The organism is Microbacterium sp. SCN 71-21 (genome assembly GCF_001725695.1).
Lineage (GTDB): Bacteria > Actinomycetota > Actinomycetes > Actinomycetales > Microbacteriaceae > Microbacterium > Microbacterium ginsengisoli.
Genome location: NZ_MEGA01000003.1, coordinates 15091 through 40056 on the forward strand (window position 1 = coordinate 15091; position 24966 = coordinate 40056).

Annotated in this window: 25 protein-coding genes and 1 pseudogene; 20 read left to right on the forward strand and 6 right to left on the reverse strand. The window is 70.5% G+C overall.

Features of this window, described 5'->3' with window-relative positions:
- Positions 1–146 precede the first annotated feature (146 nt).
- The 3 genes from ABT08_RS00830 to ABT08_RS00840 all read left to right on the forward strand — a co-directional run bounded on the left by ABT08_RS00830 (position 147) and on the right by ABT08_RS00840 (position 4280).
- Positions 147–2405: a polyribonucleotide nucleotidyltransferase gene (locus ABT08_RS00830; RefSeq protein WP_056209409.1), complete on the forward strand. Its 2259-nt coding sequence runs from the start codon at positions 147–149 to the stop codon at positions 2403–2405.
- A 196-nt stretch (positions 2406–2601) separates the two neighbouring features.
- Positions 2602–3615, forward strand: coding sequence for an aldo/keto reductase (locus ABT08_RS00835; protein ID WP_045247588.1), 1014 nt, complete (start codon positions 2602–2604; stop codon positions 3613–3615).
- 62 nt (positions 3616–3677) lie between these two features.
- Positions 3678–4280 (forward strand): histidine phosphatase family protein, encoded by a 603-nt coding sequence (locus tag ABT08_RS00840; protein ID WP_045247589.1) that lies wholly within the window; start codon positions 3678–3680, stop codon positions 4278–4280.
- A 27-nt stretch (positions 4281–4307) separates the two neighbouring features.
- Here the strand turns inward: ABT08_RS00840 and ABT08_RS00845 are convergent, their stop codons facing one another.
- Positions 4308–4772, reverse strand: coding sequence for a GNAT family N-acetyltransferase (locus ABT08_RS00845; protein ID WP_288113708.1), 465 nt, complete (start codon positions 4770–4772; stop codon positions 4308–4310).
- Positions 4773–4808: 36 nt separating this feature from the next.
- On the opposite strand from ABT08_RS00845, the gene dapB reads away from it, so the two are divergent.
- Both dapB and ABT08_RS00855 read left to right on the forward strand, forming a co-directional pair.
- On the forward strand, positions 4809–5627 hold the full coding sequence (dapB, locus tag ABT08_RS00850; protein WP_288113709.1) for a 4-hydroxy-tetrahydrodipicolinate reductase: 819 nt from the start codon (positions 4809–4811) through the stop codon (positions 5625–5627).
- A complete protein-coding gene (locus tag ABT08_RS00855; protein WP_045247592.1) occupies positions 5624–6085 on the forward strand; it encodes a hypothetical protein in 462 nt (153 codons plus the stop codon). The genes dapB and ABT08_RS00855 overlap by 4 nt, the downstream gene beginning before the upstream one ends.
- Before the next feature lie 37 nt (positions 6086–6122).
- Here the strand turns inward: ABT08_RS00855 and ABT08_RS00860 are convergent, their stop codons facing one another.
- From ABT08_RS00860 to ABT08_RS00875, 4 genes are all read right to left on the reverse strand, one after another.
- A complete protein-coding gene (locus ABT08_RS00860; RefSeq protein ID WP_288113711.1) occupies positions 6123–7031 on the reverse strand; it encodes a TIGR01777 family oxidoreductase in 909 nt (302 codons plus the stop codon).
- Positions 7024–7449, reverse strand: coding sequence for an OsmC family peroxiredoxin (locus ABT08_RS00865; RefSeq protein ID WP_045247594.1), 426 nt, complete (start codon positions 7447–7449; stop codon positions 7024–7026). The genes ABT08_RS00860 and ABT08_RS00865 overlap by 8 nt, the downstream gene beginning before the upstream one ends.
- Before the next feature lie 92 nt (positions 7450–7541).
- Positions 7542–8045 (reverse strand): DUF4395 domain-containing protein, encoded by a 504-nt coding sequence (locus ABT08_RS00870; RefSeq protein ID WP_045247595.1) that lies wholly within the window; start codon positions 8043–8045, stop codon positions 7542–7544.
- Positions 8038–8475 carry a TlpA family protein disulfide reductase gene (locus ABT08_RS00875; RefSeq protein ID WP_045247596.1) on the reverse strand — a complete coding sequence of 146 codons (438 nt, stop codon included), beginning with the start codon at positions 8473–8475 and terminating at the stop codon, positions 8038–8040. The genes ABT08_RS00870 and ABT08_RS00875 overlap by 8 nt, the downstream gene beginning before the upstream one ends.
- Positions 8476–8568: 93 nt before the next feature.
- Here ABT08_RS00875 and thyX point away from each other — a divergent pair, with 93 nt between their 5' ends.
- The 5 genes from thyX (at position 8569) to ABT08_RS00900 (ending at position 13483) form a co-directional block, all read left to right on the forward strand.
- On the forward strand, positions 8569–9312 hold the full coding sequence (gene thyX, locus ABT08_RS00880; RefSeq protein WP_045247597.1) for an FAD-dependent thymidylate synthase: 744 nt from the start codon (positions 8569–8571) through the stop codon (positions 9310–9312).
- Between the two features lie 59 nt (positions 9313–9371).
- Complete coding sequence (locus tag ABT08_RS00885; RefSeq protein ID WP_056209395.1) at positions 9372–10136, forward strand: SDR family NAD(P)-dependent oxidoreductase; 765 nt, start codon at positions 9372–9374, stop codon at positions 10134–10136.
- Between the two features lie 42 nt (positions 10137–10178).
- A complete protein-coding gene (gene dapA / locus ABT08_RS00890) occupies positions 10179–11156 on the forward strand; it encodes a 4-hydroxy-tetrahydrodipicolinate synthase (RefSeq protein WP_045247710.1) in 978 nt (325 codons plus the stop codon).
- 114 nt (positions 11157–11270) lie between these two features.
- Positions 11271–12947, forward strand: coding sequence for a ribonuclease J (locus ABT08_RS00895; RefSeq protein ID WP_056209392.1), 1677 nt, complete (start codon positions 11271–11273; stop codon positions 12945–12947).
- Between the two features lie 41 nt (positions 12948–12988).
- Positions 12989–13483: a GNAT family N-acetyltransferase gene (locus ABT08_RS00900; protein WP_056209389.1), complete on the forward strand. Its 495-nt coding sequence runs from the start codon at positions 12989–12991 to the stop codon at positions 13481–13483.
- Positions 13484–13498: 15 nt separating this feature from the next.
- Here the strand turns inward: ABT08_RS00900 and ABT08_RS00905 are convergent.
- Positions 13499–14769, reverse strand: a pseudogene (locus ABT08_RS00905) (acetyl-CoA C-acetyltransferase).
- Between the two features lie 140 nt (positions 14770–14909).
- Between ABT08_RS00905 and ABT08_RS00910 the strand changes: the two are divergent.
- From ABT08_RS00910 to dapF, 10 genes are all read left to right on the forward strand, one after another.
- Positions 14910–17558, forward strand: coding sequence for an FtsK/SpoIIIE family DNA translocase (locus ABT08_RS00910; protein ID WP_056209385.1), 2649 nt, complete (start codon positions 14910–14912; stop codon positions 17556–17558).
- A gap of 2 nt (positions 17559–17560) precedes the next feature.
- Positions 17561–18139, forward strand: a complete 579-nt coding sequence (gene pgsA, locus ABT08_RS00915) for a CDP-diacylglycerol--glycerol-3-phosphate 3-phosphatidyltransferase (RefSeq protein ID WP_056209381.1) — start codon at positions 17561–17563, stop codon at positions 18137–18139.
- Positions 18136–18687 (forward strand): CinA family protein, encoded by a 552-nt coding sequence (locus tag ABT08_RS00920; RefSeq protein WP_416361463.1) that lies wholly within the window; start codon positions 18136–18138, stop codon positions 18685–18687. The genes pgsA and ABT08_RS00920 overlap by 4 nt, the downstream gene beginning before the upstream one ends.
- A 157-nt stretch (positions 18688–18844) precedes the next feature.
- Positions 18845–19153: a helix-turn-helix domain-containing protein gene (locus tag ABT08_RS00925; RefSeq protein WP_045247604.1), complete on the forward strand. Its 309-nt coding sequence runs from the start codon at positions 18845–18847 to the stop codon at positions 19151–19153.
- A 1-nt stretch (position 19154) separates the two neighbouring features.
- Entirely contained in the window at positions 19155–19379 is a 225-nt protein-coding gene (locus tag ABT08_RS00930; protein ID WP_045247605.1) for a DUF3046 domain-containing protein, read from the forward strand.
- A 259-nt stretch (positions 19380–19638) separates the two neighbouring features.
- Complete coding sequence (recA, locus tag ABT08_RS00935; protein ID WP_056209378.1) at positions 19639–20691, forward strand: recombinase RecA; 1053 nt, start codon at positions 19639–19641, stop codon at positions 20689–20691.
- Between the two features lie 2 nt (positions 20692–20693).
- Positions 20694–21479 (forward strand): regulatory protein RecX, encoded by a 786-nt coding sequence (locus tag ABT08_RS00940; RefSeq protein ID WP_288113713.1) that lies wholly within the window; start codon positions 20694–20696, stop codon positions 21477–21479.
- A 59-nt stretch (positions 21480–21538) separates the two neighbouring features.
- Positions 21539–23086, forward strand: coding sequence for a tRNA (N6-isopentenyl adenosine(37)-C2)-methylthiotransferase MiaB (miaB, locus tag ABT08_RS00945; RefSeq protein WP_137877726.1), 1548 nt, complete (start codon positions 21539–21541; stop codon positions 23084–23086).
- Complete coding sequence (gene miaA / locus ABT08_RS00950; protein WP_273206390.1) at positions 23083–24009, forward strand: tRNA (adenosine(37)-N6)-dimethylallyltransferase MiaA; 927 nt, start codon at positions 23083–23085, stop codon at positions 24007–24009. Before miaB ends, miaA begins: the two co-directional genes overlap by 4 nt.
- A 9-nt stretch (positions 24010–24018) precedes the next feature.
- Positions 24019–24870 (forward strand): diaminopimelate epimerase, encoded by an 852-nt coding sequence (gene dapF / locus ABT08_RS00955; RefSeq protein WP_056209372.1) that lies wholly within the window; start codon positions 24019–24021, stop codon positions 24868–24870.
- Positions 24871–24966 lie beyond the last annotated feature (96 nt).

Below are 24966 nucleotides of genomic sequence, written 5' to 3' on the forward strand. Positions count from 1 at the left end.
CCCCGGCGGCGGGTGATCTTCTACTGGTGGCCAGCGCAGGCGTTAGGCATCACACTGCCCGCGCTCATAACTGCCTGTTCCTGCTCCTTCGCATGCCCTCGCCGGCGACACGCGCCCGCGAGGATAAACAAAGAAGGAGAGACCTCTTGGAAGGTCCTGAAATCACCGCGACCGAAGCCGTCCTCGACAACGGCCGCTTCGGCACCCGCACCATCCGCTTCGAGACCGGACGCCTCGCCCAGCAGGCGCAGGGTTCGGTCGCCGCCTACCTCGACGAGGAGACGATGCTGCTGTCGGCCACCAGCGCCAGCAAGCAGCCGCGTGAAGGCTTCGACTTCTTCCCGCTGACCGTCGACGTCGAGGAGCGCTCGTACGCCGCCGGCAAGATCCCCGGCTCGTTCTTCCGCCGCGAGGGCCGCCCCTCGACCGAGGCGATCCTCGTCTGCCGTCTCATCGACCGCCCGCTGCGCCCGTCGTTCGTCGACGGCCTGCGCAACGAGGTGCAGATCGTCATCACCGTGCTCTCGATCGCCCCGGGTGAGTTCTACGACGCCCTCGCGATCAACGCCGCGTCGGCCTCCACCCAGATCTCCGGCCTGCCGTTCTCGGGCCCGATCGCCGGTGTCCGCCTCGCGCTCATCCCGGGTCACGGCGAGCACGCCGACCAGTGGGTCGCGTTCCCGACCGCCAAGCTCCTCGAAGACGCCGTCTTCGACCTCGTCGTCGCCGGCCGTGTGCTTCCCGACGGCGACGTCGCGATCATGATGGTCGAGGCCGAGGCCACCGAGCACAGCTGGAACCTCATCAAGGCCGGCGCCACCAAGCCCAGCGAGGAGATCGTCGCGCAGGGCCTCGAGGCCGCCAAGCCCTTCATCACCGAGCTCGTCGCGGCCCAGACCGCCCTGGCGAACACGGCCGCGAAGGAGATCCAGCCCTACCCGGTGTTCCTGCCCTACTCGCCCGAGGTCTACGACTTCGTCGCGGCCCGCTCCTACGACGAGCTCAAGGGCGTCTACCAGATCGCCGACAAGATCGAGCGCCAGAACGCCGACGACGCGATCAAGGACCGTGTGAAGGCGGATGTCGCCGCCGCCGTCGAGGCGGGCGAGCTCCCGGTCGCGGCCCTCGCCGAGGTGGGTGCCGCCTATAAGTCGGTCACGAAGAAGATCGTGCGCGGCCGCATCCTCTCCGAGGGTGTGCGCATCGACGGTCGCGGCCTCGCCGACATCCGTCCGCTGGACGCCGAGGTCGAGGTCATCCCGCGTGTGCACGGCTCCGCGATCTTCCAGCGCGGTGAGACTCAGATCCTGGGTGTCACGACGCTGAACATGCTCAAGATGGAGCAGCAGATCGACTCGCTGTCGCCCACGACGAGCAAGCGCTACATGCACCACTACAACTTCCCGCCCTACTCGACCGGTGAGACCGGCCGCGTGGGCAGCCCGAAGCGTCGCGAGATCGGGCACGGCTTCCTCGCCGAGCGCGCGCTCGTGCCGGTGCTGCCGACCCGCGAGGAGTTCCCGTACGCGATCCGTCAGGTCTCCGAGGCCCTCGGATCGAACGGCTCGACGTCGATGGGCTCCGTGTGCGCCTCGACCCTGTCGCTGCTGAACGCCGGTGTGCCGCTGCGCGCTCCGGTCGCGGGCATCGCGATGGGTCTCGTCTCCGACGAGGTCGACGGTCACACCCGCTACGCGGCGCTGACCGACATCCTGGGCGCGGAGGACGCGCTCGGCGACATGGACTTCAAGGTCGCGGGCACGAGTGAGTTCGTCACGGCGATCCAGCTCGACACGAAGCTCGACGGCATCCCGTCGGAGGTCCTCGCGGGCGCCCTCACCCAGGCGAAGGACGCGCGTCTGCGCATCCTCGAGGTGCTGACGGCTGCGATCGACGGTCCGGATGAGATGGCGCCGACCGCTCCGCGCGTGATCAGCGTGCAGATCCCGGTCGACAAGATCGGCGAGCTCATCGGCCCCAAGGGCAAGACGATCAACGCGATCCAGGACGAGACCGGCGCCGACATCTCCATCGAGGAGGACGGCACCGTCTACATCGGTGCTGTCGACGGCGCGTCGGCCGAGGCCGCGCGTGCGCAGGTCAACGCGATCGCCAACCCTCACAACCCGGAGGTCGGCGAGCAGTTCCTGGGCACGGTCGTGAAGATCGCGACCTTCGGTGCGTTCATCTCGCTCCTTCCCGGCAAGGACGGCCTGCTGCACGTCAGCGAGGTGCGCAAGCTCGCCGGTGGGAAGCGTGTCGAGAACGTCGAGGACGTCCTCTCGGTCGGTCAGAAGCTGCTCGTGCGCATCACGAAGGTGGATGACCGCGGCAAGCTGTCGCTCGAGCCGGTGCTCGACGACCAGGCCGCGGCGGATGCCGAAGAGGCTCCCGTCGAGGACTGATCACCGTCCCTGACGACTGCCCGCCCGGATTCTCCGGGCGGGCAGTCGCCGTTTCAGGCCGGAAGAGGCGTGATCAAAGCGTTATGGCGCGTTCACTCCTCGGACGCGTGGGAGCGCCTCGGGTACTCCGGTGTGCCCTAGCCTCGAATCACGCGCGGGGGGCGACCGCGTCGCCGGCGCGAGAAGGGGGCTGCGCATGGCCTGGGACGACCGACTCCTCGGTCGCTCGCGTGCGCCCGAGACGCCGCACCCGTCGGCGCCGATCCCCGTGCAGGGTCCGGCCGTGGGGGCCGGGCTTCGTATTCCGCTCGGGGAATCAGGGTTCTCCGTCTTCCCGCTGATCCTCGGCGGCGGCGACTTCGGGTGGACAACCGACCTGCCGACCGCTCACCAGGCGCTCGATCGCTACGTCGAGCTCGGCGGAAATGCGGTGCACACCTCCGACAGCTACGGCGCCGGACGCAGCGAGCACATCGTCGGCAGCTGGATCGAGTCCCGGGGCCTGCGCGAGAGCGTGGTCGTGACCGCGAGAGTGGGCGCGCACGAAGACCACCCGGGTCTCGGGCCGGTGGCACTCGTGCGGGGCGTCGAGGCGACGCTCACCCGTCTGCGCATCGATGTGATCGACGTGCTCTACCTCGATGCGACGCGCGATTCGACTCCGCTCGAAGAGGTGCTCGCCACGGTCGACTGGCTCGTCGGCGCGGGCAAGGTGCGCGCGGTGGGGGCGTACGGCCTGCGGCCCGAGGCTCTCGTCGAGGCGCGTATCTACGCGTCCGCGGGCTATCCGCGTCTCACGGTGGCCGACGTGCCGTACAACCTGGTGAGGCGCAGCGAGTTCGAAGGCGACATGAGGCTCGTCGTCGGTGCGCAGCAGATCGCGCTGACCCCGTCTCATCCGCTCGAGCACGGCTTCCTCTCGGGTGCGCAGAGGCAGCGCCAGCGCATCGTGCTGAGCGTGCGCGCCGCGCAGCTCGCCTCCAACCTCAACCGGCGCGGCACCCGTGTGCTGCGGGCGATGGACGGCATCGGCGCTGAGCTCGGCGTGTCGAACGCGGCGATCGCGATCGCCTGGCTGCTCGCGCAGAGCTCGGTCGTGGCACCCATCGTGAACGCGCAGGATGCCGATCAGGTGAGTGATCTCGTGCAGGGTGTCGGGGTGCGCCTGACGCGCGCGCACCTCGCCGAACTCGCCCGCGCCCTCGACTGAAAGCTCGATTAGGGTGGAAGGCGGCCTTGCGGCCCCCGGATCCCGATGAAGAGAGCTGAGACGTGACGCACTACCTCTACCTCGTGCGGCACGGTGAGCATCAGGACGCTCAGCACGGTCTCGAAGACGGCCCGCTCTCGCCCCGCGGCCGCCGGCAGGCAGAGCTCATCGCCGACCGCCTCTCGGGGGTTCCGTTCGATGCGGTGTGGCATTCGCCGCTGCTGCGCGCGGCTGAGACGGCGCGGGTGATCGCCGAACGACTGCCGTCGATCGACCCGCAACCGTCATCGCTGCTGTTCGATTGCATTCCGAGCGGTCCGAGTCCCGAGATGCCGCCGATCTTCGAGCCCTTCTTCGGCGGGGTGAGCGAGGAGGAGATCGATGCGGGGCGCGCGCAGATGGGCGACGCGACCGCGATGTTCCTGAGTCGCAAGCCGCAGGCCTCTCACGAGCTGATCATCACGCACAACGTCGTGATCGCCTGGTTCGTGCGGGAGGTCATGGAGGCGCCCGAGTGGCGATGGATGACCCTCAACCAGGCCAACTGCGGCCTCACCGTGCTCGCTCAGCGCACGGGCCGTCCATGGGTGCTCGTGTCGCACAACGACCTCGCTCACCTGCCGTTCGAACTGCGCACGGGGCTGCCCGAGGTGCCCCTGGTCTGAGCGGATGCCGCGGCATCCGCTCGCCACTCAGAGCCGCTTGCCGTACCAGCGCGTCGCGTTGGGGTTGTCGTTGTAGGGCGGGATCGTGACGAATCCGCTCGAGTCGTAGAGACCTGCCGCCGCCGTCAGAGAGTGGTGGGTGTCGAGCACGAGCTCGGTGGCGCCGAGCCGGCGCGCCTCGTCCTCGAGGGCATCGAGCAGCAGGCGTCCCCACCCGCGCCCCCGGCCGGTCGGTGAGACGAAGACATTCTTCACCTCGTACCGGATGCCCGCCTCACCATCGGCGATGCGGCGCACGCCGCCGCATCCGACCGCGACACCGTCCTCGTCGATCGCGAGGAACACGCCCGCGGGTGGCACGAACGCCGCCGGGTCGGGGAACGTCGTACTGTAGCCGCCGCCGGGGAAGGTGTCGGTGCGCATCGAGAAGTACTCCTCGAGCAGGGCGTGCACATCGGGATCGGCGGGGGAGACGACGCGGGCGCTGGCCATGCGCTCGAGCGTACCGGCCGCCCGTAGGCTGATCCCATGACCACACGCGTCGCCATCGTCGGCGGGACCGGAAAGCTCGGTCGCGTCATCCTCGAGGTCGTCGAGTCCGAGCCCGACTTCGCCGTGCACGCGGTGCTCTCCTCACGCGACGACATCGCCGCGATCGACGGCGCCGACCTGGTGGTGGATGCCTCGACCCCCGCCGTCTCGATCGACGTCGTCCGCGCCGCGATCGAACGCGGCATCAACGTGCTCGTCGGCACGAGCGGCTGGTCGGCCGAGCGCATCGCCGCGGTGCGGCCGCTCGTCGACGCACAGGGCACCGGCGCCGTGTTCATCCCCAACTTCTCGCTCGGCTCCGTCGTCGGCTCGGCGCTCGCCGCCGTCGCGGCGCCCTTCTTCGCGTCCATCGAGATCGTCGAGGCCCACCGCGACACCAAGGTCGACTCGCCGAGCGGCACCGCCGTGCGCACGGCCGAGATGGTCGCGGCGGCCCGCTCCGAGGTGGGGCCGGTGCAGGCGCCGCACGTCGACCAGCGGGCGCGCGGTCAGCGGGTCGCGGGCGTTCCGGTGCACTCGCTGCGTCGCCCGGGTGTCGTGGCACGCCAGGAGGTCATGCTGTCCGGCCCGGGGGAGACGCTCACGATCGTGCACGACACGGCCGACCCGGCCGCGGCCTACGCTCCCGGCATCCGCCTGGCCCTCCGCGCCGCGCGTGACGCCCGCGGCGTCGTGATCGGGCTCGACAGCTTCGTCGACCTCGGCATCCGTCTGCCCGGCGCCACGCCGACGACGTCAGGCCCCGGTATCGCCGACGGCGTGCCCGGTCAGGTCGCGCGGGCGACAGACGTATGACGACCCGCATCGGCGTCGCGATCATGAGCGCCGCACTGCTTCTCTACATCGTTCTGGTCGGGCAGCGGGCAGTGCTGTTCATCGCGACCGGCGAGCCCATCGCGATCGCTCTCGGCGTCGCCCTCATCTTCTTCCCGCTCCTCGCGGTCTGGGCGCTCGGGCGGGAGCTGTGGTTCGGGCATCGCGCCGCGGTGCTCGGACGCACCCTCGAATCCGACGCGGATCTCCCCGAGGAAGAGCTCACGACGCTGCCGAGCGGACGGGTCGTGCGGGCAGAGGCGGACGCCGCCTTCCCGCGCTATCGCGAGGAGGTCGAGGCGGCCCCCGAGGACTGGCGGGCGTGGTACCGCCTCGGGCTCGCGTACGACGGCTCCGGCGACCGGCGCCGGGCGCGCGCCGCGATCCGTCGGGCGATCGCCCTCGAGCGGCGGGGACGCCGCGGCATCCCCTCGACCTGACCGGGATCGCGTCGGGGGCGGTTTCCGGCCGGCGGCGTCAGGCGGCCGGTACCGCGGCGGCGACCGCGTCGTCGACGGTCGGGTGAGTGAACGTGAACCCGGCGTCGAGGAGGGTCTGCGGGCGCACGTCGGCATCGCTCGTGAGCAGCGCATCGGTCGCGTCGGCGCCGAGCACGAGGCGCATACCCCATGCCGGCGCCCGTAGCAGGAACGGCCGGTTCATGCGCCGGGCCAGCGCGAAGCCCAGATCGTTCGCGGTCGCCCGTGCCGGGCCCGTGAGGTTCACGGGGCCTGAGATCTCGCCGTCGATCACCGCACGGATCGCCCGCACCTCGTCCTCGAGCGAGATCCACGGCCACGACTGCGTGCCGCGGCCGATCGGGCCGCCGAGGCCGAACCGGGTCAGCAGGATCAGGGGCTTCAGCACGCCGTCGCGATGCACGACGGGAGCCGTGCGCAGCAGCGCGACCCGGGTGACGGAAGCAGCAGCCTCCGCGGCCGCCTCCCAGTCGACGCAGAGCCGGGCGAGGAACGTGTCGCCGGCGGCCGAGCTCTCGGTGAGCACCTGTCCCGGCTCCGAGCCGTAGTAGCCGACGGCCGATGCGGAGACGAACGCGGGCGCGCCGGCTCCCAGACGCAGGAGGGCGGCCGCCAGGGTCTCGGTGGGTTCCAGGCGCGACCGCCGCAGCTGCTGCTTGTACGACGCCGACCACGGGAACCTGCCGACGCTCGCGCCTCCGAGGGAGACCACGGCGCGCGCCCCGGCCAGCACGGACTCATCGAGCCCGCCCGTCTCTGGCGCCCACGACACCTCGTCGGCTGCGGTCGCCTCGCGCCTGACGAGTCGTGTCACCGGCACGCCGTCCGCACGCAGCGCATCGGCGAGAGCCGATCCGATGAGCCCGGACGCGCCGGCGAGCACGACCCGTTCGGAGGTGTCAGGCAAGCGTGGCCTCGAGGGTGATCTCGATGCCCGAGAGGGCCTGGGACACGGGGCATCCGGCCTTCGCCTCGCCCGCGAGACGGTCGAAGTCCTCGGCGCTGATGCCCGGCACGACCGCGTGCACGTTGAGGTGGCTGCCGGTGATGCCGGTGCCTGGGATGAAGGTCACGGATGCCGTCGCCTCGATGCTCTCCGGCGGGGTGCCGTTCTGCGTGAGGGCGTGGGAGAACGCCATGCTGAAGCACGAGGAGTGTGCCGCGGCGATGAGCTCTTCGGGAGTCGTCACCGACGACGATCCCTCAGACCGGGCCTTCCAGTTGACCGCGAACGGTCCCTGGTTGGAGCTCTCGAACGCGACCTCGCCGGACCCCTCCGCGAGGGAGCCCTTCCACGACGTGCTGGCTTCGCTGGTGACGCTCATGCGGTGCTCCTTCGATCGGATGGCGCGCCGAGATCCGACGCCGTCGCCAGCCTAAGCGGGGCGGGCGACGGGCACGAGGGGCTTGACGTCGATCAGACCGCCGCGGTCGAGCGGCGACCGATGAGGCCCGCGCGCTGCAGCAGCAGATAGAGCTCGCATCCGAGGCACAGGCCGAAGACCGCGTTCAGGAATGCGGCGACGAAGGCGGCCGCCGCGGCGATCGGCAGCGCCCACGGCACACCGATCAGGTGCAGCACGATGCCGACGACGCTGACGAACAGGCCGACGCCCTGCGCGAAGCGCGGCGGGCGCGGGTCCTCGAGCTCGGTGGGGGGCTTCAGCCGCGGGCGTACGACAGAGCGGAACAGTGCGCCCCACGGGGCGGTGCGCGGCGAGGCGACGCTCCACAGGAACAGCAGCGCGATCACGACCAGCAGCAGGAATGCCGGGTCGGTCACACGCTGCGCGAGGGTGGTGCCGGTCTGGGTGGCGGTGCCGATCAGCGCCAGGTACACGTCGATGATCAGCAGCACCGTCGTGATAGATGCCGCGAACCGCGGTCCGCGCGGATCGATCCCGGCGGGGGAGTTAGACACGGGTGTTCTCCTTCTGAAGGCGGGTGAGCTCCAGCTCGACGGCGGTGCGGGGGGCTGCGCCGGTGAAGCGCGTGCGCACGCGTCCGGAGCCGTCGAGGATGAGGGTTGTGGGGGTCTGCAGCACGCTGAAGCGCTTCGCGATGTCGGGACGGTGCGTCAGGTCGATGTCGACATGGCGCACGCCCGGGTGGGCGCCGGCGATCTCGCCGAGGGCCCGGTGCACGCCCGGGCAGCGTGCGCAGAACTCGGTGGAGAACTGCACGAGGGTGGCCTGCTCGCCGAGCTCGTCGAACCCGAGTCGCTGCGGGTTGACCACATCCCCGGACTCGATGCGCGTGGATCGGCCGAGGCTCCGCTTCGACAGCACGCCGAACACGCTCGCCACGGCCACCAGGCCGACGAGCACGAGGGCGACGATGATCGGATCCATCTGAGAAACGGTACCCGCGACGACCGAGGGTGGGGGCGGATCGACGGAGTGTGACAGCTCGGCGTAACAATCCGCGGCGCTAGTCTGTCGGCTGTGACCGATGCCGATGCGCGCCCCGAGATCCAGTTCCGCAGCGACGTGACCGTCGAGCTCGTGCGTGCGAGCGCGTCGGACGCCGATGTCCTCTTCGCCGCGCGGGTGTCGACGCAGGGCGAGCAGACGCTGGAGTCTGCGGCATCCGGGGAGGAGGCCTCGCCCCGTGATCGCGGCCTCATCAACTACCTGATGCGCGACCGTCACGGCTCGCCGTTCGAGCACAACTCGCTCACCTTCTACGTGCAGGCGCCCATCTTCGTGTTCCGCGAGTTCATGCGCCACCGCATCGCGAGCTACAACGAGGAGTCGGGCCGCTACCGCGAGCTGCGTCCGGTGTTCTACGTGCCCGGCCCCGAGCGCAACCTGCTGCAGGTCGGCAAGCCCGGCGCGTACGAGTTCCTCCCCGGCAGCGACGAGCAGGTCGCGCTGGTGGCCGAGACGACCCGGGCCGCCTCGATCGCCGCCTTCGAGGCCTATCAGCGCATGCTCGAGGCGGGCGTCGCCCGTGAGGTCGCGCGCATCGTGCTGCCGCTGAACATCTACTCGTCGATGTACGTGACGGTCAACGCCCGCTCGCTGATGAACTTCCTCTCGCTGCGCACCAAGGTCGAGGGCACTCGGTTCCCGTCGTTCCCGCAGCGTGAGATCGAGATGTGCGCGGAGCAGATGGAGGCGTACTGGCGCGAGCTCATGCCCCTCACCCACGCCGCGTTCACCGCGAACGGGCGCGTCGCCCCCTGACGGATGCCGCGGCCGGCCGCCCGCTCGTGACGCGCGGGCGCACCACGTAGGCTGGCGCCATGGCGCGCACGGCTCTCATCACCGGCGCGAGCGCGGGCCTCGGGGCCGAGTACGCTCGCCAGCTCGCACAGCGCGGGGCCTCCCTCGTGCTCGTCGCCCGCAGTCATGATGCGCTCGAGCAGCTCGCCAGCCAACTGCGCGGCAGCTACGGTGTCGAGGTCGAGACGCTGGCCGTCGATCTTCTCAAGCGTCGCGAGCGCGCGAAGGTGGAGGCGCGCCTGCGCGATCGCGCTCGTCCGATCGAGCTGCTGATCAACAACGCCGGGTTCGGTCTGCCGCTCGCGTTCGAGCGCAACGACGTCGAGCTCGAGGTCTCCCACCTGAAGCTCCACGTGGAGGTGCCGCTGCGGCTGACCCACGCGGCCCTCGGCGCGATGCTCGAGCGCGGCCGCGGGCGCATCGTCAACGTCGCCTCGGTCGCCGGCTTCCTCCCGCGCTCGACCTACGGCGCCTGCAAGGGCTGGCTCATTTCGTTCAGCCGCTGGGCGAACGTGCAGTACACGCCTCGGGGCGTGACGGTCACCGCCGTCTGCCCGGGCTTCACGCACACGAGCTTCCACGAGCGCATGGGGCTCGCGCCCGGGAACGAAGGAGTGCCCTCGGGTCTCTGGCTCGATGCGTCACTCGTCGTCTCGGAATCGTTGCGGGATGTCGCCCGTGGCAAGTCCGTCTCGATCCCGTCGCTGCGGTACAAGATCCTGGTGCGCCTGACCGCGCTCCTCCCCGATGCGATCGCCGCCCGCATCGGCCAGCGGGGGCGCTGATTCCCGCAATCCAGGGCCGTGTGAACCGATAGCCTTGTGACCATGACGCACACGGGCAATCCCTTCGGACAGGTGCTCGTCGCGCTCGTCACCCCGATGACGGCCGACGGCGAGGTCGACTGGCCCGCCGTCGAGAAGCACATCGACGACGTGATCACCGCGGGAGCCGACGGCATCGTCGTCACCGGCACGACGGGGGAGACCTCGACCCTCACCGACCCCGAGAAGCTCAAGCTCGTCGAGGTCGGCAAGGATGTCGCATCCGGTCGGGCGAAGATCATCACCGGGGGCGGCTCGAACGAGACCGCCCACGCGATCGAGCTCTACAAGGCCAGCGAGAAGGCCGGCGCCGACGGCATCATGATCGTCACGCCGTACTACAACAAGCCCACGCAGGCCGGCATCCTCACGCACTTCCGGCTGGTCGCCGACGCGACCGACCTGCCGGTGATCCTCTACGACATCCCCGGTCGCACCGGCGTGCCCATCAAGTACGAGACGATCCTGCGTCTCGCGAAGCACCCGAACATCCTCGCGATCAAAGACGCCAAGGGCGACTTCAGCGAGGTCAGCCGTGTGCTCAACCAGACCGATCTGCTCTACTTCTCCGGTGACGACGCGAACGTGCTGCCGCACCTCGCGATCGGCGCGACCGGACTCATCGGCGTCACCGCGAACATCACGGCCACCCCGTACCGCACGATCGTCGACGCGGTGAACCGCGGCGACCTCGCGGCGGCGACCGCCGAGCACCAGCGCCTCGAGCCGCTCGTGCGTGCCGTCATGACGCATGTGCCCGGCACGGTGAGCGCGAAGTACATCCTCCACGGCCTCGGCCGCATCGGCAGCCCCCGCGTGCGCCTGCCGCTCGTCGGCCCCGAGGAATGGGAGGCCGCGATCATCGAGGACGAGCTCGCCCTCGTGACCGGCGTGCCCGGCGCCGATTTCTCCAACTTCCGCCCCGACCGCAACGCGGCCGCGGGCGGTGCGCTGCCGAAGGTCCACGGCACGACCCGCTGACACCGTCCGCCGCGAGTGCGGACACAAACGCCGCGCGAGCGGCCATACCGAGACGCCGCCCCCGCGGCGAGATGACGGATGCGCGCGAGGCGCGGCATCCCGGAAAGGCTCTGCATGCCCACCCAGGTCTACGATCCGCCCGCCCTCGACTCCGGCACCCTGCGCGTCACGCCCCTCGGCGGACTCGGCGAGGTCGGCCGCAACATGACCGTGTTCGAGTACGACGGGCGTCTGCTCGTGGTCGACTGCGGCGTGCTCTTCCCCGAGGAGCACCAGCCCGGCGTCGACCTGATCCTCCCCGACCTCGGTCCGCTGCGGGACCGGCTGGCCGACATCGAGGCGGTCGTGCTCACCCACGGCCACGAGGACCACATCGGCGCCGTCCCCTACCTGCTGCGGCTGCGCCAGGACATCCCGATCATCGGCTCGCAGCTGACGCTCGCCCTCACCGAGGCGAAGCTCAAGGAACACCGCATCAAGCCGTATTCGCTGACCGTCGCCGAGGGGCAGCGCGAGAAGGTCGGTCCGTTCGACCTCGAGTTCGTCGCCGTCAACCATTCCATCCCCGACGCGCTCGCCGTCGCGATCCGTACGCCCGCGGGCCTCGTGCTCGCGACCGGCGACTTCAAGATGGACCAGCTGCCGCTCGACGGCCGCCTCACCGACCTGCGGGCGTTCGCTCGGCTCGGCGAGGAGGGCGTCGACCTCTTCCTCGTGGACTCCACGAACGCGGATGTCCCGGGCTTCACGCCGCTCGAGCGCTCGATCGGCCCCGTGCTCGACCAGGTCATCGCCAAGGCCCCGCGCCGCGTGATCGTCGCGAGCTTCTCGTCGCACGTGCACCGCGTGCAGCAGGTGCTCGACGCCGCTGCCGCTCACGGCCGTCGGCTCGCCTTCCTGGGACGCAGCATGGTGCGCAACATGACGATCGCCGAGGACCTGGGCTACCTGACGGTGCCCGACGGCGTGCTCATCGACTACAAGAAGGCGCAGAACCTTCCCGACGACCAGGTCGTCTTCATGTCGACCGGATCGCAGGGCGAGCCCATGGCGGTGCTCAGCCGCATGGCGAACCTCGACCACGCCATCGAACCCGGACCGGGCGACACCGTGATCCTCGCGTCGAGCCTCATCCCCGGCAATGAGAACGCCGTCTACCGGGTGATCGACGGGCTCACCAAGCTCGGCGCGAACGTCGTGCACAAGGCCAACGCCAAGGTGCACGTGTCGGGTCATGCCGCCGCGGGCGAGCTGCTCTACTGCTACAACATCCTCAAGCCCCGCAACGTGCTGCCGGTGCACGGCGAGTACCGCCACCTCATGGCCAACGCGAAGCTCGCGCAGGAGACCGGCGTCGAGCCGGAGCGCACGATCCTCGCCGAGAACGGCACGGTCATCGACCTGAAGGACGGCCGAGCGCGCATCGTCGGCCAGCTTGACGTGGGCTTCGTCTACGTCGACGGCTCGAGCGTGGGCGAGATCACCGACGCCGACCTGAAGGACCGCCGCATCCTCGGCGAGGAGGGGTTCATCTCCGTCATCGTCGTGGTGGATGCCGCGACCGGCCGCATCGTCTCCGGGCCTGACATCCACGCGCGCGGTGTCGCCGAGGACGACTCGGTCTTCGACGCGGTGAAGCCGAAGATCGCGGCTGCTCTCACCGAGGCTGTGCAGTCGGGCGTGCGCGACACGCACGCACTGTCGCAGGTCGTGCGGCGCACGATCGGTCGCTGGGTCAACCAGTCGCTGCGTCGTCGCCCGATGATCGTGCCGCTGGTCATCGAGGCCTGAGCGGATCGGGCGCGGGCATCGGCGGGACTACGATCTGAGGCATGCCCGAGTCGTTCGCGATCCGGCCGGCGACGAGGTCGGACGGAGCGTTTCTCGCCGACATGGTCGTGGAAGCGGCCAATTGGCGACCGGGTTCGGCGCGCCCTCGGCACGAGGTGCTCGGCTCGCCCGAGCACAGCCGCTATCTCGCCGGCTGGATGCGCCCCGGCGACGCGGGATTCGTCGCGACCTCGCCCACCGGTGAGCCGATCGGTGCGGCCTGGTATCGCATGTTCCCGCGCTCGGACCCCGGCTTCGGATATGTCGCCACCGGTGTGCCCGAGCTGATCATCGGGGTGCGTCCGATCTGGCGGGCGCACGGTGTGGGCCGCGCATTGCTCCAGCGTCTCGCCGCCCACGCCGCGTCCGCCGGATATCAGCGTCTGAGCCTCAGCGTCGAGCGCGGCAACTTCGCCGCCACGTTGTACCGCTCCGAGGGCTTCGCGGTGACTCAGCCCACGAGCGGCCGCGACATCATGGTGAAGCGGCTGCGGTGAGGCATCCGCTCGTCGTCACGCCGCCTTCAGCAGCGCGGTGACGCCGAGGCCGCCGGCCGCGCAGACCGAGATGAGTGCCGTGCCGCCGCCCCGCTCGTGCAGGATCTTCGCGGCCCGCCGGTCGCCGCGAACGGATGCCCCGTGGCGAGGCTCCCACCCTTGATGTTGAGCTTCGCGCGGTCGATGGGCCCGAGCGGGGCGTCGAGTCCGAGCCGGGTGCGGCAGTAGTCGGCGTCCTCCCACGCCGCGAGCGTGCACAGCACCTGTCCGGCGAAGGCCTCGTGGATCTCGTACACGTCGATGTCCTGCAGGGTGAGCCCGTTGCGCGCGAGCAGGCGCGGCACCGCGTAGGCGGGTGCCATCAGCAGGCCTTCCGGGCCGGGGCCGGCGAAGTCGACGGCGGCCGTCTCCGCGTCGATGACGTACGCGAGGGGGTGAAGGCCCCGTTCGGCACCCCACGACTCCGTGCCGAGCAGCACCGCCGACGCGCCGTCGGTGAGGGGCGTCGAATTGCCGGCCGTGAGCGTGCCGCGTCCGCTCGTGCGATCGAAGACCGGGGAGAGCGTGCCGAGCCGCTCGAGGGAGATGTCGGTGCGCAGGTTGTTGTCGCGGGTGAGCCCGCGGTACGGCACGACGAGATCGTCGAAGAACCCCGCCTCCCACGCGGCGGCGGCGTTGCGGTGAGACGCATAGGCGAGCTCGTCCTGCGCGGCGCGGGTGATGCCCCACTCCTTCACCATGAGCTCGGTGTGCTCGCCCATGCTCAGGCCCGTGCGCGGCTCGCCGTTGCTGGGCACGTGGGGGCGCAGCATCCGCGGGCGGAAGCCGGCGAACAGCTTCGCCCGAGCACCGAACGAGCGCGCCTGGTTGGCGCGCAGAAGCAGATGACGCAGCCCCTCGTCGAGCGCGAGGGGGGCATCGGATGTCGTGTCGACCCCGCCGGCGATCGCCGAGTCGATCTGCCCGAGCGCGATCTTGTTCGCGACGGTCACCGCCGCCTGCAGCCCGGTGCCGCACGCCATCTGCACGTCGAATGCGGCGCTGGCGGGGGAGAGGGTCGTGCTGAGCGCCGACTCGCGGGTCAGGTTGAAGTCGCGCGAGTGCTTGAGCACGGCTCCGGCCGCGATCTCGCCGATGCGCTCGCCGTGCAGGTCGAACGCGTCGGCGACGGCCTGCAGCGTGGTCGTGAGCATGTCCTGATTGGATGCGTCGGCGTAGGCCGTGTTCGAGCGTGCGAACGGGATGCGTCGGCCGCCGTAGACGGCGACGGGGCGGGGTGGGGTCATGGGGGATCCTCCGTGCCCGCGTCGGCGCGGGCCTTCCGGCATCCTCCCACCGCATGCGGGGGTGCGGCTCGTGGCGGCGTGTGGCCGCGGCATCCGCGTCGCTACCGGCCAGTGTCGGCCCGGACGCCTACCGTGGAGGCATGCCCAGGAGCAGCAGCGCCACCTCGAGCGGCCGCGCGCCCGCGAAGAGCGGTGCGTCGCGCGCTCGCAAGCCCGAACCGACCCCGCGCGGCTACGTCGGCGAGCCTGACAGGCCGGCCCTCGCGGTGCGCGCCTGGATGGGGCTCGCGCACGGCGTCGGCGGGCTGTTCCGCGCGTTCGGGCCCGAGACGCTCGAGAAGGAGCAGCGCCGCGACGGGCTCCCGTTCCTGCTGGTCGTCCTCGCGGTCGCGGGCGCCGTGGTCGAGTGGTTCCTCATCGGCACGGATGTCTCCGCCTCCGTCTCCGCCTACAGCGTCGGCGGGCTGGTCGGACGGCTCGCGTTCCTCATGCCGGTGCTGCTCGTGCTCCTCGCCGGGTGGCTGTTCCGTCATCCGGCCTCGGTGCACGACAACGGCCGCATCGGCATCGGCTTCCTGCTGTTCGTCGTCGCGATCGCGGGCTTCTGCCACGTGGCCGGCGGACGGCCTGCTCCCTCCCAGGGTCTTCCGGCGCTGAGCGGCGCCGGAGGCCTCTTCGGCTGGATGGTGGCCGAGCCGCTCGCCTACCTCCTCTCCCCGATCGGCGCGTACCTCGCCCTGGGGCTCCTCGCCGCGCTCAGCGTGCTGATCCTCACCAAGACCCCGCCGAACCGCATCGGCCGCAGGCTCGGCGACCTGTACGCGTGGATGTTCGGCACCGAGCGCGTGTCCGAGCCCGACGCCTCCGCCGAGGCGGCCGATGAGACGCTGCCGGCGTGGCGTCGCAACCGCGGGCGTCGTGAGAAGGATGCCTCGACCTCCCCGTCGCAGGACCTCACAGAGCTGCTCTTCACGACCGATGACGCCCAGGGCGGGTTCGACCAGGCCGTCGCACCGGTGCCCACCGATGCGATCACCGAGGTCGTCGATCCCTCGATCATCCGCGCGGCGCGCACGCAGGCGGCTCGCAACGCGGCGACCTCCCTCGTCGACGACGGCGACACCGGCCCGCAGGAGGCACTGCCCGATGTGGTCGGCTTCGGATCGGATGCCGCGGGCCTCCCGCCCGCCGCCCCCTACCGGCTGCCGGCCGTGACGACCCTGGCGCCCGGCGCGCCCGGCAAGGCGCGTTCGGCGGCGAACGACGAGGTCGTCCGGGCGATCACCGGCGTGCTCGACCAGTTCCAGGTCGATGCGCGGGTCACCGGCTTCTCCCGCGGACCGACAGTCACGCAGTACGAGATCGAGCTCGGCCCCGGTGTGAAGGTCGAGCGCATCACGGCGCTCACCAACAACATCGCCTACGCGGTGGCCTCCAACGAGGTGCGCATCCTCGCTCCGATTCCCGGCAAGAGCGCCATCGGCGTCGAGATCCCCAACACCGACCGCGAGATCGTCACCCTCGGCGACGTGCTGCGTTCCTCGACCGCGCAGCAGCAGACCCATCCCATGACGATCGGCGTCGGCAAGGACGTCAGCGGCTCCTACGTCGTCGCCAACCTCGCGAAGATGCCCCACCTGCTGGTCGCGGGCTCCACCGGTTCCGGCAAGTCGAGCTTCGTGAACTCGATGATCACGAGCCTGCTGATGCGCGCCAAGCCCGCCGACGTGCGCATGGTGCTCATCGACCCGAAGCGCGTCGAGCTGACCTCGTACGCCGGCGTGCCGCACCTCATCACCCCCATCATCACGAACCCGAAGAAGGCGGCCGAAGCGCTGCAGTGGGTCGTGAAGGAGATGGACATGCGGTACGACGACCTCGCGTCGTTCGGGTTCCGCCACATCGACGACTTCAACCGCGCCGTCGTCGCCGGTCAGGTCGAGTTGCCGGCCGGTTCCGAGCGCGTGCTCAAGCCCTACCCCTACCTGCTGGTCGTCGTCGACGAGCTCGCCGACCTCATGATGGTCGCCCCGCGCGACGTCGAGGACTCGATCGTTCGCATCACGCAGCTCGCCCGGGCCAGCGGCATCCATCTCGTGCTCGCCACCCAGCGTCCGAGCGTCGATGTCGTCACGGGTCTCATCAAGGCCAACGTGCCCTCGCGGCTCGCGTTCGCGGTCACGAGCGTCACCGACTCGCGCGTCATCCTCGACCAGCCGGGCGCCGACCGTCTCATCGGACAGGGCGACGGGCTGTTCCTGCCGATGGGGGCGTCCAAGCCGCTGCGCGTGCAGGGCGCGTGGGTCAGCGAGGCGGAGATCGAGAAGGTCGTCGCCCACGTCACCGGACAGGCCCGCCCCGACTACCGTGCCGACGTGCAGGCCGCCGCGGAGAGGAAGGAGATCGACGCCGACATCGGCGACGACCTCGAGCTGCTCCTCGCCGCCGCCGAGCTGATCGTCAGCTCCCAGTTCGGCTCGACCTCGATGCTGCAGCGCAAGCTGCGGGTCGGGTTCGCGAAGGCCGGACGCCTCATGGACCTCCTCGAGTCCCGCGAGATCGTCGGGCCCTCGGAGGGCTCGAAGGCGCGTGACGTGCTGGTCACCCCCGAGCAGCTGCCCGAGGTGCTCGCGCGTCTGCGCGGCGACGACGTGCCGGCCGCGGCATCCGCCCCCGCTGGGATCGATGAGCGTTACGCCGACGATCCGGTCGAGCGGCAGTTCGACGGCTACGATGTCCTCGACTCCGACGGAGACGAGGATGCCTGGAGCCTGACCGGCCGCGACTGACCATGACGACGATTCCGCGACAGCTGCCCAACGCGATCACCATCGCGCGCATCCTCTGCGCGCCGGTCTTCCTGTGGCTGCTGCTCTCCGACGGCGGCACCGACGGAGGCCTGCGGTGGGCCGCCGCTCTGCTGTTCGTCGTCGCGATCGCGACCGACGGCATCGACGGCTACCTCGCCCGCAAGTACGAGGTCGTGACCGACCTCGGCAAGATCCTCGATCCGATCGCCGACAAGGTGATCACCGGCTGCGCGTTCGTCGGCCTCTCGATCCTCGGCAAGCTGCCCTGGTGGGTGACGATCATCGTCCTCGTGCGCGAGATCGGCATCACCGTCTACCGGTTCATCGTCATCAGCGACCACGTGCTCGCCGCAGCGTGGATGGGCAAGCTCAAGACCGTCGCCCAGGCCGTCGCGATCACGCTCGCCATCGCGCCCCTGTGGACGGTGCTCGGCGGCTGGGTCTCATGGTTCGTCGTGGCGACCATGTGGATCGCCGTCATCCTCACGATCGCGAGTGGCATCGACTACCTCGTGACCGAGATCCGCGGCGCCCGCGCGGCGCGGCGGTCGGCCACGTGACCGACATCGACGCGCACGACGGCAGCGCCGACGCGGAGGAGACGCTCGTGCGCTCCCGACCGGCGGCGCCCGCCTCCGACGCGGCCCGCCTCATCGCCCGGCTCGACGACCTCGGCTGGCGCATCGGTGTCGCGGAATCGCTCACGGGCGGCGCAGTGACCGCCCAGCTCGTCGCGGTGCCCGGGGCATCCGCTCACGTGCAGGGCGGAGTCGTCGCCTACGCGACCGAGCTGAAGGCCACGCTGCTCGGCGTCGATGCCGAGGTGCTCGCGCTCCACGGCGCCGTGCAGCCCAAGGTCGCCCGCCAGATGGCGGAAGGGGTGCGCGGCGCACTCGCCCTCCCAGGAGTCGAGGTGCAGGTCGGCATCGCGACGACCGGCATCGCGGGGCCGACCTCGCCCGACGGGCAGCCGGTGGGAACCGTGCACATCGCCGTGTCCACCCCCCTCGGCACGCGTGTCGAATCGCTGCAGCTCGACGGTGACCGCGACGGCATCCGTGCAGAGACGGTGCGCCGCGTCATCCGGCTCGCTCTCGACGCCCTCTGAGGGGTCACCGTGGCGAGGGGAATAGGGCCTGTTTCCGGTCGGTTACATTCGGTGATTCTGACCCGATGCCCAGCGGCGCGGGTTAGATTGACTGCAACCGGTGAGGTAGCGTGGTCCCCCCGGACCGCGACCCGAGATGAGTGAGGAGGGGACCCGAATGATCCTGGTACGTCATGAGATCGGCGAAGTCCTGCGGGACCTGCGCCAGCAGAAGGGCCGTACCCTCCGTCAGGTGGCCAGCCGCGCGAGCATCGCGCTCGGCTACCTCAGCGAGGTGGAGCGCGGGCAGAAGGAGGCGTCGAGCGAGATCCTCGCCGCGGTCGCCGATGCGCTCGATGTATCGATCGCGATGATCATGCGCGAAGTCGCCGACCGACTCCTGGTGCTCGAGGGCCTGCAGGTCTTCCCCGATGTCGTCCCCGACGAGCTGGTGGCCTCGGTCGAGCCCGAGCTCTCGCTGCGCTGAGGTGCGACGCAGCGAATTCGAACGCGCGGTGTCCGACGAGTTCGGAGCGCGCGGTCCCGCGATCGTCGCGGACCTGGTGCTCTCCGAGCTCGGCGGGCGCACCCCCGTCGAGGCGCTCGATGCCGGCCTGGCGACGCGCGACGTCTGGCTCGCCCTGTGCGAGGCGACGGATGTCCCGCTCTCGCGCCGTCACGGCGCCGGACGCCTCGAGCCGAAGCGTCACTGACCCGTCCGTCGCTCCGATGAATGACGGTGTGTCGTTCGGCGTGTCGTCGAAGATCCGTTCGATGTCGGCGTAGTCTCCTTCACATCCGGTGACGTTCTCGTCGCCCTCACGGAATGCCGCAACGCCCCCGACCGATGTCGGAGGTGCGGCCTAGCGTGAGGGACGTCGAACGACACCAGACGCCTTGCCGGGAACACCCTCACCGTGGGGGCGGCCCGGCAGCCTACAGGCAGCGGAACGCGAGCAGAAGGAGCACGCCATGCCATCACCCGTCGAGCGCGAGAAGGCCCTCGAGTCGGCCCTCGCCCAGATCGACCGCCAGTTCGGAAAGGGCTCGGTCATGCGGCTGGGCAGCGACGAGCGCGCGCCGGTCGAAGTCATCCCCACCGGTTCCATCGCCCTCGACGTCGCCCTCGGCGTCGGTGGTCTTCCTCGCGGCCGCATCATCGAGATCTACGGTCCGGAGTCGTCGGGTAAGACCACGCTGACCCTCCACGCGATCGCCAACGTGCAGCGCGCGGGCGGCATCGCCGCATTCATCGACGCCGAGCACGCGCTCGACCCCGACTACGCCGCGAAGCTCGGCGTCGACATCGACCAGCTGCTCGTCTCGCAGCCCGACACCGGTGAGCAGGCGCTCGAGATCGCCGACATGCTCGTGCGTTCGGGCGCAATCGACCTGGTCGTCATCGACTCGGTCGCCGCCCTCGTCCCCAAGGCCGAGATCGAAGGCGAGATGGGCGACTCGCACGTGGGCCTGCAGGCGCGCTTGATGTCGCAGGCGCTCCGGAAGCTCACCGGTGGCCTGAACCAGACCAAGACCACCGCGATCTTCATCAACCAGCTGCGCGAGAAGATCGGCGTCTTCTTCGGCTCGCCCGAGACCACCGCCGGCGGGAAGGCGCTCAAGTTCTACGCGTCGGTACGCCTCGACATCCGCCGCATCGAGACGCTGAAGGACGGTACCGACGCGGTCGGTAACCGCACTCGCGTCAAGGTCGTCAAGAACAAGATGGCGCCGCCCTTCAAGCAGGCGGAGTTCGACATCCTGTTCGGCACGGGCATCTCGCGCGAAGGAAGCCTCATCGACTTCGGTGTCGAGCACGGCATCGTCAAGAAGTCGGGCGCCTGGTACACCTACGACGGCGAGCAGCTCGGTCAGGGCAAGGAGAACGCCCGGTCGTTCCTGCTCAAGAACGAGGACATCGCGGCTGACATCGAGCAGAAGATCAAGGCCAAGCTCGGCGTGGGCGTCCCGAAGGACGCCGATGCCGCCGTCGAAGACGAGCTCGCGAAGCGTCGTCCGGCCTGATCATGACGGTACCTCCTGGGGGCGAGCCCGACGGGCTCGCCCCCGTCATCCCCCTCTTCGGGCGCTCCGCGTCGGCCGGCCTGCCGCGTCCGACGTTGGCGTCCTCCTCGACGGATGCCTCTCCCGACGCGCCTGCCGAACCCGACACGCGGTGGCACACCACCTGGACGGCACCGGCCGCCCGGGGGCTGCACGCGCTGGGAGCCGTCGACGACTCGACGCGCGCGCCGGATCGCGGGCGAAGCCCGTCGTCGGGTCGCGCGATCGCCGGCCCCGGTGACGGCGAGACACCGCCGCCGGCGATCGACGCCGCGGCGGCGGAGCAGACCCTGCTGAAGCGCCTGCGGGGGCGGAGTCTGTCGGTGCGTGAGGCCCACGGTGTGCTGCGGGCCGAAGGACTTGATCAGATGCAGATCGACGAGATCATCGACGCCTGCGTCGATCGCGGTTACCTCGATGACGCGGCCCTCGCCGAGCAGCTCGTGCACAAGGGGCTTCAGAAGCGGCAGGGGAGGGGCGCCGTACGTCAGGCGCTCGTGCAGCGCGGTCTCGACCGCGAGGTGATCGACGTCACGATCGACCAGCTGCCCGATGACGAGGAGGAGCGCGCGCTCGAGTTCGCGCTCGGCAAGGCCCGCACCCTGCGCTCACTCCCTCCCGAGGTGGGGCTGCGCCGTCTCGTCGGACAACTGCAGCGCCGCGGCTTCAACGGGGCGACGTCGATGCGGGTCGCGCGGCAGGCCCTGGGCGAGCGACCCCGTACCTCCGGGGTGCGATTCACCGACTGACTCCGTCGCGTGCTGGTCAGGCCGTCTGTCGTGGAGCCGACCGTAGAATGACAGGCATCATGACCTCCCCTCGCAGTACCCCGACTCTCATCGCGCCGTCGTCGGCAGCCCTCGACGTCGACGGGCACGCGCGCACGTACGAGGTGCGCACATTCGGCTGCCAGATGAACGTGCACGACTCCGAGCGGCTTTCCGGCTCTCTCGAGAGCGCCGGGTACGTGCGCGCGGCCGACGGCGAGGATGCCGACGTCGTCGTGATCAACACCTGTGCCGTTCGCGACAACGCCGCCGGCAAGCTGTACGGCACCCTCGGCCACCTGAAGGCCCGCAAGGACGCCCGCGCCGGCATGCAGATCGCCGTCGGGGGATGTCTCGCCCAGATGGACAAGCAGGTCGTCCTCGACAAGGCGCCGTGGGTCGACGTCGTCTTCGGCACGCACAACATGGGCTCCCTTCCGACCCTTCTCGAGCGCGCACGACACAACGGCGATGCCGAGCTCGAGATTCTCGAATCGCTCGAAGTGTTCCCGTCGACCCTCCCGACCAAGCGCGACAGCGCCCACAGCGGCTGGGTGTCGATCTCCGTGGGCTGCAACAACACCTGCACGTTCTGCATCGTGCCGAGCCTGCGCGGCAAAGAGCGCGACCGGCGACCCGGAGACATCCTCAGCGAGATCAAGCTGCTGGTCGATGACGGCGCCATCGAGGTGACGCTCCTCGGTCAGAACGTCAACAGCTACGGCGTCGAGTTCGGCGACCGCGAGGCGTTCGGCAAGCTCCTGCGTGCCGCCGGCGAGATCGACGGTCTCGAGCGCATCCGCTTCACGAGCCCCCACCCCGCCGCGTTCACCGACGATGTCATCGACGCGATGGCCGAGACCGGTTCTGTCATGCCGCAGCTGCACATGCCGCTGCAGTCCGGCTCCGACCGCATCCTGAAGGCCATGCGCCGCTCGTACCGCAGCGAGCGCTTCCTCGGCATCCTCGACAGGGTGCGCGCCCGCATCCCGCACGCGGCGATCACGACCGACATCATCGTCGGCTTCCCGGGCGAGACCGACGAGGACTTCGAGGACACCCTGCGCGTCGTCGAGCAGGCACGCTTCGCGAGCGCGTTCACCTTCCAGTACTCGATCCGCGAGGGTACGCCGGCGGCCACTATGCCCGACCAGGTGCCGAAGGCGGTCGTGCAGGAGCGCTACGAGCGCCTCGTCGCGCTGCAGGACCGCATCTCCCTCGAGGAGAACCAACGCCAAGTGGGACGCACCGTCAACGTGCTCGTCTCCACCGGTGAGGGCAAGAAGGATGCCGCGACCCTGCGTCTGACCGGGCGCGCCGAAGACAACAGGCTCGTGCACTTCGCGGTGCCCGCCGGTTCGCCCGAACCGCGCCCGGGCGACGTCGTGACCGTCGAGATCACGCAGGCGGCGCCGTTCTACCTCCTCGCCGACGGCGAGCAGGGCGCCCTGCGCATCCGTCGCACCCGTGCCGGTGACGCCTGGGATCGCGGGCAGGCGGAGGCGTGCGGCATCCCGTCTCCGCATGGCGAGTCCGCACCGGGCGCGCCCGTGCGGCTGGGGCTGCCCACGCTCCGCGTCGGGGTGTGAGCGGCCGCGTCATCGCGGTCGTCGGCGCCACCGGCACCGGCAAGAGCGATCTATCGCTGCGGCTCGCCGACCACCTCGCCGCGACCGGCGGTGCCGCCGAGATCGTGAACGCCGACGCGATGCAGCTCTACCGCGGCATGGACATCGGCACCGCCAAGCTCACGGTCGCCGAGCGCCGCGGCATCCCGCATCACCTGCTCGACGTGCTCAGCGTGCGAGACGACGCCGCGGTCGCCTGGTACCAGACCGAGGCTCGGCGTCTCATCGATGAGATCCACGCGCGCGACGCCGATGCGATCCTCGTCGGCGGCTCGGGACTCTACGTCTCCGGCGTGATCTACGACTTCCGCTTCCCCCCGCGCGACGAGGCGGTGCGCGAGCGCCTCGAGGCGGAGCTCTCGGAGGACGGACCCGGCGTGCTGTTCGCGCGTCTGCGCGATCTCGACCCGGCCACGGCGCAGCGCATCGACCCGGCCAACGGGCGGCGCATCGTGCGCGCGCTCGAAGTGCTGGCGCAGGGCGAGGCGACGCACGGTGCAGCGCTTCCCGATGCCCCGGTGCTGTGGCGCGCGGACACCCTGCTCATGGCCCCCGGGGTCGCGCGCGACGAGCTCGTCGTCCGCCTCGACGCCCGCGTCGAGCGGATGTGGCGCGACGGCATCGTCGCCGAGGCCGAACGGCTGCGCGCCGACGGACTCGACGAGGGCGTCACCGCGCGCCGCGCGATCGGCTACGCACAGGCGCTCGATCAGCTCGACGGCGTGCTCACCGAGGCTGAGGCGATCGCCCAGGCCCAGGCGCTCACCCGCCGTTATGCGCGGCGGCAGGTGTCCTGGTTCCGCCGCTACGACGGTCTTGCGTGGGTCGAGCCGGATGCCGCGGCATCCGACGCCCTCGACGCGGCCCTCGCACGGCGCCCGTAGACTCGACCCATGCCCGCATTGCCGTTCACCAAAGGCCAGGGGACCGGCAACGATTTCGTGATCATCGCCGACCCCGACGGCGTCGTCGACCTCTCCGACGCCCAGGTCGCGGCTCTCACCGACCGCCGCTTCGGCATCGGCGCCGACGGAACGCTGCGTGTCGTGCGCTCCGCGGCGATCGCCGAGGGCGCCAAGGCGGCGGCATCGGGAGTCGAGTGGTTCATGGACTACCGCAACGCGGACGGCTCGGCGGCGGAGATGTGCGGCAACGGCATCCGTGTCTTCGCCCGCTACCTCGAGCAGGCGGGACTCGCGACATTCGGCGAGCAGCGCATCGGCACGCGCGCCGGCGTCAAGACCGTGCGTCGCGACGGCGACGGCTTCGAGGTCGACCTGGGTGTGTTCGTCGTCGACGAGACCGACGTTCTGGTGCAGGCCAAGGGTCTGCCGGTGGCGCGACCCGGTCTTGGCATCGACGTGGGCAACCCGCACGTGGTCGTCGCACTTCCTTCGCATGACGAGCTCGACGGCCTCGAGCTGGCGTACGTTCCCCAGCTGACGCCCGCACCGGCGGCGGGCGCGAACGTCGAGTTCGTCGTTCCGGGAGAGCCTCTCGTGGTGGACGGGGTCGGTTCCATCCGCATGCGGGTGTTCGAGCGCGGTGTCGGCGAGACGCTCAGCTGCGGCACCGGCGTCGCCGCCGCGGCCCTCGCTGTGCGCCATTGGGCGGGCCCCGCCGCCCCCGACCGCTGGCGCGTCGCCGTGCCGGGCGGCGAACTCGGCGTGCGGGTCGTCGACGGTCACGTGCTGCTCTCCGGCCCAGCCGTGCTCACCTACACGGGCGAGGTCGCCCTCGCCTGAACGGCGGGTGCTCCGGGCGAGGTCGCGCTCGCCTGACCGGCGGGTGCGCGTTCGACGGACGTCGCTCGCGGCGGGCTATCGCCTCGAGCGCGACCG

Excerpts from the sequence above, each read along its gene's own strand:
- ABT08_RS00855 (WP_045247592.1), top strand. The coding sequence starts at position 5,624 with ATGACGACCCGCATCGGCGTCGCGATCATGAGCGCCGCACTGCTTCTC.
- recA (WP_056209378.1), top strand. The coding sequence starts at position 19,639 with ATGCCATCACCCGTCGAGCGCGAGAAGGCCCTCGAGTCGGCCCTCGCC.
- dapF (WP_056209372.1), top strand. The coding sequence starts at position 24,019 with ATGCCCGCATTGCCGTTCACCAAAGGCCAGGGGACCGGCAACGATTTC.
- ABT08_RS00925 (WP_045247604.1), top strand. The coding sequence starts at position 18,845 with ATGATCCTGGTACGTCATGAGATCGGCGAAGTCCTGCGGGACCTGCGC.
- pgsA (WP_056209381.1), top strand. The coding sequence starts at position 17,561 with ATGACGACGATTCCGCGACAGCTGCCCAACGCGATCACCATCGCGCGC.
- miaB (WP_137877726.1), top strand. The coding sequence starts at position 21,539 with ATGACCTCCCCTCGCAGTACCCCGACTCTCATCGCGCCGTCGTCGGCA.
- ABT08_RS00940 (WP_288113713.1), top strand. The coding sequence starts at position 20,694 with ATGACGGTACCTCCTGGGGGCGAGCCCGACGGGCTCGCCCCCGTCATC.
- ABT08_RS00885 (WP_056209395.1), top strand. The coding sequence starts at position 9,372 with ATGGCGCGCACGGCTCTCATCACCGGCGCGAGCGCGGGCCTCGGGGCC.
- ABT08_RS00835 (WP_045247588.1), top strand. The coding sequence starts at position 2,602 with ATGGCCTGGGACGACCGACTCCTCGGTCGCTCGCGTGCGCCCGAGACG.
- dapB (WP_288113709.1), top strand. The coding sequence starts at position 4,809 with ATGACCACACGCGTCGCCATCGTCGGCGGGACCGGAAAGCTCGGTCGC.
- ABT08_RS00895 (WP_056209392.1), top strand. The coding sequence starts at position 11,271 with ATGCCCACCCAGGTCTACGATCCGCCCGCCCTCGACTCCGGCACCCTG.
- ABT08_RS00865 (WP_045247594.1), bottom strand. The coding sequence starts at position 7,449 with ATGAGCGTCACCAGCGAAGCCAGCACGTCGTGGAAGGGCTCCCTCGCG.
- dapA (WP_045247710.1), top strand. The coding sequence starts at position 10,179 with ATGACGCACACGGGCAATCCCTTCGGACAGGTGCTCGTCGCGCTCGTC.
- ABT08_RS00875 (WP_045247596.1), bottom strand. The coding sequence starts at position 8,475 with ATGGATCCGATCATCGTCGCCCTCGTGCTCGTCGGCCTGGTGGCCGTG.
- ABT08_RS00900 (WP_056209389.1), top strand. The coding sequence starts at position 12,989 with ATGCCCGAGTCGTTCGCGATCCGGCCGGCGACGAGGTCGGACGGAGCG.
- ABT08_RS00845 (WP_288113708.1), bottom strand. The coding sequence starts at position 4,772 with ATGGCCAGCGCCCGCGTCGTCTCCCCCGCCGATCCCGATGTGCACGCC.
- ABT08_RS00910 (WP_056209385.1), top strand. The coding sequence starts at position 14,910 with ATGCCCAGGAGCAGCAGCGCCACCTCGAGCGGCCGCGCGCCCGCGAAG.